Genomic DNA, 7,078 nt, shown 5'->3' on the forward strand with positions numbered 1-7,078 from the left:
CCCGCGTCCCCCGCGGGGCCGCGGCCGCAGTCGTGACCGCGAGCCCGGCCGACGGTCCGCCGCCCCCGCCCCCCAAGCGCCCGCGCCGAAGAAGGTCCGCCGCAAGCGCAAGCTGCACCCCTTCCGCTGGCTCGGCGTCTTCCTCGTGCTACTCCTGGTCGGCACGGTGGCGGGAACGATCTACTTCGACGGCAAGCTCACGCGGATCGACGCGCTCGCCTCGTACGCGGGCCGCGTCGCCGACACGCCGGGCACGAACTGGCTGCTCGTGGGTACCGACGCCCGCGAGGGCCTCACGCCCGCGCAACAGAAGGCGCTCGCCACCGGCGGCGACCTGGGCGGCGCCCGCACCGACACGATCATGCTGGTCCACGTCCCGAAGTCCGGCGACGCGACCGTGGTCTCGATCCCCCGCGACCTCTACGTGCAGATCCCCGGGCAGGGCGGGCACAAGATCAACGCCGCCTACTTCCTCGGCAGCACGTCGGGCAACGGCGACGCGGCCGGCGCGCAGCTGCTCGTGCAGACCTTCGAGAAGGCCTCCGGCGTGCGCATCGACCACTACGCGGAGATCGGCTTCGGCGGCTTCGCGACCATGGTCGACGCGATCGGCGGCGTCGAGATGTGCCCGAAGTACCCGATCAACGACCCCAAGGCCGGCCTGCGGATCAAGGCCGGCTGCCAGACGCTCGACGGTGCACAGGCCCTCGGCTACGTGCGCACCCGCGCCACCCCCAACGCCGACCTCGACCGGGTCGTGCACCAGCGCGAGTTCATGTCGGCGCTGTTCAAGGAGGCGACCTCGCCCACGACGCTGCTCAACCCGTTCGAGATGTGGGGCCTGTCGAACGCGGTCGTCGAGGCGCTGTCCGTCGACAAGGACACGCACCTGTGGGACCTCGCGCGTCTCGCGTGGGCCATGAGCGGCAGCACCGTCACCACCACGACGCCCACCGCGGGCAGCGAGTACACCAGCGACGGCGACTCCCTCGCGTGGGGCAAGAACACCGACGAGTTCTTCGGCCTCCTCGCCGCCGACCAGCCCGTTCCCGCTCGCCTCCTCAGTGGGACCCCGGGAACCGGTTAAGGTGGCGCCATGACAGAACGCGGCCGCATCGGCCGTCCGCCGAAGGTCAACCGGGAGCAGGTCGTCGCTGCCGCGGCCGACATCCTCACCACCGACGGCCCGCTGAAGTTCTCGATGCGCACCCTCGCGGCGCGCCTCGACATCAGCGCGATGGGCATCTACCACTACTTCGACTCGAAGAACGACCTGCTGGGCGCCGTCCTCGAGCACCAGTCGTGGAACACCCCCGTGCCCGAGTTGGCCGAGGACCCGCACGAGCGGCTGGTGCAGCTCCAGCTCACCGTGATCGAGCACCTCACGCAGCATCCGTGGGTGATCGACGTGCTCTCGGGTGACGAGATCATCGACGCCTACTCGGCGTGGGCCTTCGACGAGTTCCTGCGCACCACGGACGAGATCGGCATCCCCGAGCAGGAGGCCCTGCACCTGCTGCTGGCGCTGTGGCGGTTCACGATCGGCGAGGTCACGGTGCGCACCAACCAGGCGATGCGCGACGCCCGCCCCTCGTCGAGCGCGTGGATCGACCGGGAGATCCCGCAGCACGTGCTGGGCCGGCCACGACTGTCGAGCGCGCTCGGCTCGCTCGCACCGAGCGCCGAGACCTACGACGTGCGGGAGACCATCCGCGCGTACCTCCGCGGCGCCCTCGGCGACCGCTTCCGCGGCTGACCCGGCCGGGGACGGATCAGCCGGGCCCGTCTACAGCGAGACCTGGCGGCCGCGCAGGCCGTCGCGGGAGCGCCGCTGCGCGCCGGTGAGCTCGGAGTCGTCGGCCAGGGCCTCGGCGAGGCGCTTCGCCAGTTCGACGGTGCCTGCCACCCACTCGTCGGGGTGCGACTCGCGGTCGAGGTCGAAGACGGGCACGAGCAGGCCGTCGGACCGGAACGAGCCGGCGAACCGGGAGCCCTCGCCCACAGTGAGGCCGCCGGCGGCGTGCACGCGGGCCAGCGCGGCCATCAGCTCGTCCTCGGGCGCGGGATGCACCCAGCGCAGGTGCGCCTTGGAGCCGGTGTCGGCCCACCAGGGCGCGCCGATGCCGTCGGCGCCCAGGTCGAGGCGGGCGGCCGGGGTGATGAGCGAGTTGGCGTGCTCGACGAGCTGCCGGGTCTGCGCGTCGGCCTCGCCCGCGAGCCACCAGTCGAAGTCCTTGTGCACGGTGACCTCGAGCGGCGCGGCGGCGTCGAGGACCTCGAGCAGGGCACCGTCGGACTCCTCCGACAGCGCCTCCCCCACCGCGGCGTCGGCGGCGAACCGGGCGGCGCCGGCGAGCGCGGCGCCGGGCTGCAGCGGGCGGGTCGCGGTCTGCAGGGCGGCGTAGCCGATGACCCCGTCGGCCTCCTCGCGGACCAGGGCCTGTGCGGCGCCCGGGAGCACCGTCGCGAGGCGGATTTCGCGGTTCGCGCCGGCGACCTTCAGCGGCGCGGTGGCGCTGGGCACGAAGTTGCGCAGCGCGACGATGTCGCACTCGGCGGCGAGGCCCTCGAAGGGGCGGCCGGTGTCGGCGACGCTCGCCTCGGCGCGGGCGCGCTGGGCGGCCAGCTTCTCGGCACGGTTCGATCCCTCGCGGGGAGTGGCATTGCGTTCGCGTCTACCCATGCCCGGCAGCCTATCCTCGCAGCCAGGAGCGCGTGCGGGCCGGGTGGTTGGTGGCGACCCACTCGACGCCGAGGCCGTTGCACAGGGCCACGTCGGCCTCGGAGTCCACGGTCCAGCAGTAGGTGAACCGCCCGGCGGCGCGGGCCTTGGCGACGGTGTCGGGCCGCTCGCGCAGCGAGTCCACCGACGGCCCGATGCCCTGGGCGCGGACGGCGGTGGCCGCGCCGCCGCCGAGCAGCCGCGAGGCCTCGCCGAGGAGCACCGCGGGCACGCCGGGGGCGTTGCGGCGCACGCGCCAGATCGCGGAGCCGGAGAAGGAGATGACGATGACGGGCGCGTCGGCCGCGTCGTCGGGCTTGGCGAGTCCGTGGCGCTGCAGGGCCGCGAGCAGCTTCTGCTCGACCATGCCGCCGAACCGGACGGGGTGCTTGGTCTCGACGAAGAGCTTGCGGCCGGACGTGCGCGCGAGCTCGATCAGCTCATCCAGGGTGACGACCGACTCCGGATGACCGGGCCGCTTCCACGAGCCGAAGTCCATCGCCCGCAGGTCGGCGAGGTCGAGCTCGGAGACGGCGCCGGTCCCGTCGGACGTGCGCTCGACGGTGCGGTCGTGCAGGCAGACGAGGTGCTGGTCCTTGGTGAGCCGGACGTCGCACTCGATGGCGTCGGCGCCCTCGGCGACCGCTGCCTCGAACGCGCTCATGGTGTGCTCGGGGTACTCGCCGCTGGCGCCCCGATGGGCCACGATCCCCGCTACGCCGCCAGCCATCGCGTCCCGTCCTCCTGCTCCCGGGCCGTCGGCCCCCCGTCGATCAGCGCGACCAACCGTGCCGTGACCAGCAGGAACGCCCCGCTCAGCAGGTAGGTCAGCGCGGTGTAGACCATCGCGTCGGCGCCGTGCTGGAGGCCGCCGGCCGCGCGCGAGTACGCCACGCACCCCACGGTGACGATAGTCAGCGCGACCCACCCGGCCCACCATCGCCGGATGAACATCGCGCGACGATCCGTCGGCTCCCCCGCCGCGCGCCGCTGCGCGTCGGCGAGTTCGAGCACGAGCACCGGCGCGGCCACCAGATTCACCACCGGGACCAGGCAGTACACCCACAGCTGCCAGGCCGGGCGCGGCTCTCGGGTGCCGAGGTCCGCGTACGCGCGCTCGCGCGCCACCCGCAGCCACAGCGCGAGCACCACGAACAGCGCGATCACCGCGAGCACGGCGAGCCAGCCCGCCGCGAAGACGGCGACGGTGGCGATCGCCGCGAGCCAGCCCGGCACGGGCCCGGACCGGTTGATCACGAGCAGGAGATACGCCAGGCCCTCCACGATCGCCGCCGCGAACACGATGCCGGTGGTCAGCCGCAGGACGAAGGGGGTCGCCTCGGCCGCGGCCTCCGCGGTGGTCGGCGCGGCGGGCGCGGCCGGGGTGAAGTCCTGACGCAGGCCCCAGCGCGGGATCGCCGGGTAGCGCGGCGTCGGCTTCGGGGCCGACGGTGCGCGCCGCGGCACCGGGAGCGTCTCGGGCGGGCGCCGGGCGAGCCAGCGGAGCCGGCTGCGGGGCTGGGCGGTGCGCGCGGGACTCGGGTGCATCAGACGGCCCCCGGGCTGCCGTCCGGCCGCACGACGGGCCGCCCCACGGACGCCCAGGCGATCATCCCGCCGTCCACGACGGCGGCCTCGATCCCCACGGTTTCGAGATAGCGCACGGCCTGTTCGGAGCGGCCGCCGCCGCGGCAGATCACGTACACCTGGTCGTCGAGATCGATCTCCTCGAACCGCACGGGCAGGTCGGGCAGCGGCAGGTGCACGGCGCCCGGCGCGTGACCGAGATCCCATTCGCCCTGGTCCCGGACGTCGAGCACAGTGAGGCCCGGCGCCGCGGCGAGGTCGGCGGGCAGCGCGTCGACGGGGATCGGACCGTCTGCGGGGTAGTCCGTCATGACTCCAGTCTTCCACGCGCGATGGGGACCGCCGACGATTCATCCACAGTTTCCACAGGCTCATCCACAACTTGAGGGTTGTGCGGCGAGCCCTTCACCAGCGCGGATTCCGCGCCCTGTGGATCGAGCATGTCAAGCCCCGAAATTCGCCCACAGGCCGCGGCGCTGCAGGCCGGCGATCGCACCGTCGAGCACGCCGGCCGTGACGGAGGCGGCGAGACCGGCCCCATCGACCGCGGTCCCGCCGAGCAGGCGGGCGAACAGCGGCTTCGGGGTGTGCATGGCCTCGATCTCGGCGTCGGGGAAGCGCTCCTCGAGGACGCCGCGCAGGGTGCCGACGCCGTCGGCGAGGCCCAGGTCGACAGCCTTGCGGCCGATCCACACCTCGCCGGTGAACAGGGCGGGGTCGTCGCCGAGCCGATCGCCGCGGCGGCTGATGACCCACTCGCGGAAGGCGCTGTGGATATCGCCCTGGAGGCCGTGCAGCCATTCGACGTCGCCCTCCCGGACGTCCTCGAACATGTCGAGCCGGTGCTTGGCGTCGCCCTCGGTGAAGACGCGGCGCTCGAGGCCGATCTTCCCGATCAGCTCCTTCGCGCCGAAGCTCGCGGAGATCACGCCGATGGATCCGACGATGGAGGTGGTGGTCACGAAGATCTCGTCGGCGGCGCAGGCCAGCCAGTACCCGCCCGACGCGGCGACGTCCTCGCAGAAGGCGAGCACGGGCAGCTCGTGCTTCGCGGCCAGCTGTCGGATCCGGGCGGCGATGAGCTCCGACTGCGCCGGCGAGCCGCCGGGGCTGTTGAGGACCAGCGCGACGGCGACGGCGTCGTCGGTCTCGAAGGCGCGACGCAGCACCGACTCCACGCCGGCCAGGTTGAGGGTGCCGCGGCCGAGCCCGCCCGACATGGCGGGCGCCGCGATGGGGCCTTCGAGGCGCACGACGGGGACGACGCCGCCGGCCTGCCCGAGGGCGGCGCGCACGCGGTGACTGGCGGCCTTGGCCGCGTCCTGCAGATCGGTCACGAGGGGACTCATGGACCCGACGGTAGCGGGCGAATCCGACACTCCGCCGTCGCCGCAGGTCAGGGCGCCAGCGGAGAGCCGGGGAGGTTCCGCGCGAGGGTCCACACCACGACCAGCACGCCGACGGTGATCCACAGGTACTTGTTCTGCGGCACCGCCGGCACGGTGAATCCGACCCGCCGGCCGAGCCAGGCGAGCCACAGCCACGCCAGGACCGCGCCCGCCGGGTAGATCAGGGCGTTGGAGCCGAGGGCGGCGAGGAAGTCGCCGTTGGTGACGTCGTTGACCGCGCGCAGCCCACCGCAGCCGGGGCAGTACAGGCCGGTCGCGGCGAACAGCGGGCACACGCCCCAGCTGTTCTGGACGTGCGGATCGCGCAGGTGCAGCGCGAGGACGACGGCGCCCGTGCCCGCCGCGGCGGCGATCGGCCACGCGGACGCCCGCAGGCGCACGGACGGCGACGGCGCGGTCGTGGTCATGGCTTCCAGGTTAGCGCCGGGCGCGGACGTCGCGCGCGGACGCGTCGGCCCGGCCCGGCGAGGCGCGCGGGTCAGAAAGCGGAGGCGAACGCGAGGCCGCCGAACAGGCAGCCGAAGGAGACGAGGGCGTCGAGCAGCGCGTATCCCCAGGCGTTGCGCCGGTTGAGCAGGTTGAGCACCGCGTGTGCGCCGAAGGTGGTGCCGAGCAGCAGCGACGTGAGGAAGGTGATGGCCAGGACGTCGAAGGTGCCCGTGTAGCTGCAGGCCATGGCCGCGCACTCGCGGATCGAGGGCAGCGCACGCACGGCGAGCGCGAGGTTGACGATCGTCGCCGTGAAGGAGGCGACGAGCAGTGTCATCGACACGACGATGTCGGTGCGGGTCTGGCGGCCGCCGACGAGGGTGCGGATGCGGCCGGCCCGATCACCACTGAGGCGCTGGGTGCGCGCCCCGAAGCTGGTTCCGGTCATGTCCACCATGTTCCCGCGCCGGACCCGGGATTCCAAGCGTTTGCGATAGGAACCGGCCGCGTTTCTATCGGACGTTGCCGCGCCACCGCAGGTGGACGCCGTAAATGAATCCGTCGGTCTACTAGGTCACATTTGCTTGAATGAACAACAAACATCGGACATTCTCGGCCCGACTGTCCACCGGCGCCGATTCGCGCCGCCTTGCGGGATCGATTTCCTACTCCCCTGTAGGTCCGCTACAGTGTTCCACACCACACTTGTGACGAGCTTCACAAGTGCAACACACGGAAGGCGGCGCGATGACGGTCAAGCACACTCACTCCCTGGCCGCCGGGCCCGACGCCGCATCGCGCAGCTCCTGCACCGTGTACTTCTCGCGCTCGCTGACCCGCACGCTGCTGACGGTGGCCGTGCTCGCGCTCGCGCTGGCACTCATCGTCGTGCTGGGCTGATCCCGCCCGACGGTCCGCCCCCGCCCGCTCG

The 7,078-nt window shown here is 72.8% G+C and carries 10 protein-coding genes; 3 read left to right on the forward strand and 7 right to left on the reverse strand.

The features are described from left to right. The coding region (locus tag ACM9LD_RS24880) for an LCP family protein (protein ID WP_415679193.1) at positions 1–1,087 on the forward strand (1,087 nt) is incomplete at its 5' end. Between the two features lie 9 nt (positions 1,088–1,096). After that, complete coding sequence (locus tag ACM9LD_RS24885; RefSeq protein WP_415679194.1) at positions 1,097–1,756, forward strand: TetR/AcrR family transcriptional regulator; 660 nt, start codon at positions 1,097–1,099, stop codon at positions 1,754–1,756. 30 nt (positions 1,757–1,786) lie between these two features. On the opposite strand, the gene ACM9LD_RS24890 is transcribed toward ACM9LD_RS24885, so the two are convergent. From ACM9LD_RS24890 to ACM9LD_RS24920, 7 genes are all read right to left on the reverse strand, one after another. After that, positions 1,787–2,683, reverse strand: a complete 897-nt coding sequence (locus tag ACM9LD_RS24890) for a DUF5926 family protein (RefSeq protein WP_415679195.1) — start codon at positions 2,681–2,683, stop codon at positions 1,787–1,789. A gap of 10 nt (positions 2,684–2,693) precedes the next feature. Beyond that, positions 2,694–3,452: a glycerophosphodiester phosphodiesterase gene (locus tag ACM9LD_RS24895; RefSeq protein WP_415679196.1), complete on the reverse strand. Its 759-nt coding sequence runs from the start codon at positions 3,450–3,452 to the stop codon at positions 2,694–2,696. Next, complete coding sequence (locus ACM9LD_RS24900; RefSeq protein WP_415679197.1) at positions 3,437–4,270, reverse strand: DUF4328 domain-containing protein; 834 nt, start codon at positions 4,268–4,270, stop codon at positions 3,437–3,439. The genes ACM9LD_RS24895 and ACM9LD_RS24900 overlap by 16 nt, the downstream gene beginning before the upstream one ends. Continuing rightward, positions 4,270–4,620, reverse strand: a complete 351-nt coding sequence (locus tag ACM9LD_RS24905; protein WP_415679198.1) for a rhodanese-like domain-containing protein — start codon at positions 4,618–4,620, stop codon at positions 4,270–4,272. Before ACM9LD_RS24905 ends, ACM9LD_RS24900 begins: the two co-directional genes overlap by 1 nt. A gap of 132 nt (positions 4,621–4,752) precedes the next feature. Beyond that, on the reverse strand, positions 4,753–5,658 hold the full coding sequence (locus ACM9LD_RS24910) for a S49 family peptidase (protein ID WP_415679199.1): 906 nt from the start codon (positions 5,656–5,658) through the stop codon (positions 4,753–4,755). A 47-nt stretch (positions 5,659–5,705) separates the two neighbouring features. Then, a complete protein-coding gene (locus ACM9LD_RS24915; protein ID WP_415679200.1) occupies positions 5,706–6,125 on the reverse strand; it encodes a DUF2752 domain-containing protein in 420 nt (139 codons plus the stop codon). Positions 6,126–6,196: 71 nt separating this feature from the next. Further along, on the reverse strand, positions 6,197–6,595 hold the full coding sequence (locus ACM9LD_RS24920; protein WP_415679201.1) for a hypothetical protein: 399 nt from the start codon (positions 6,593–6,595) through the stop codon (positions 6,197–6,199). 299 nt (positions 6,596–6,894) lie between these two features. On the opposite strand from ACM9LD_RS24920, the gene ACM9LD_RS24925 reads away from it, so the two are divergent. Continuing rightward, on the forward strand, positions 6,895–7,047 hold the full coding sequence (locus ACM9LD_RS24925; protein ID WP_415679202.1) for a hypothetical protein: 153 nt from the start codon (positions 6,895–6,897) through the stop codon (positions 7,045–7,047). Positions 7,048–7,078: the final 31 nt, after the last annotated feature.

Source organism: Tsukamurella hominis, from assembly GCF_965137015.1.
Classification (GTDB): domain Bacteria; phylum Actinomycetota; class Actinomycetes; order Mycobacteriales; family Mycobacteriaceae; genus Tsukamurella; species Tsukamurella hominis.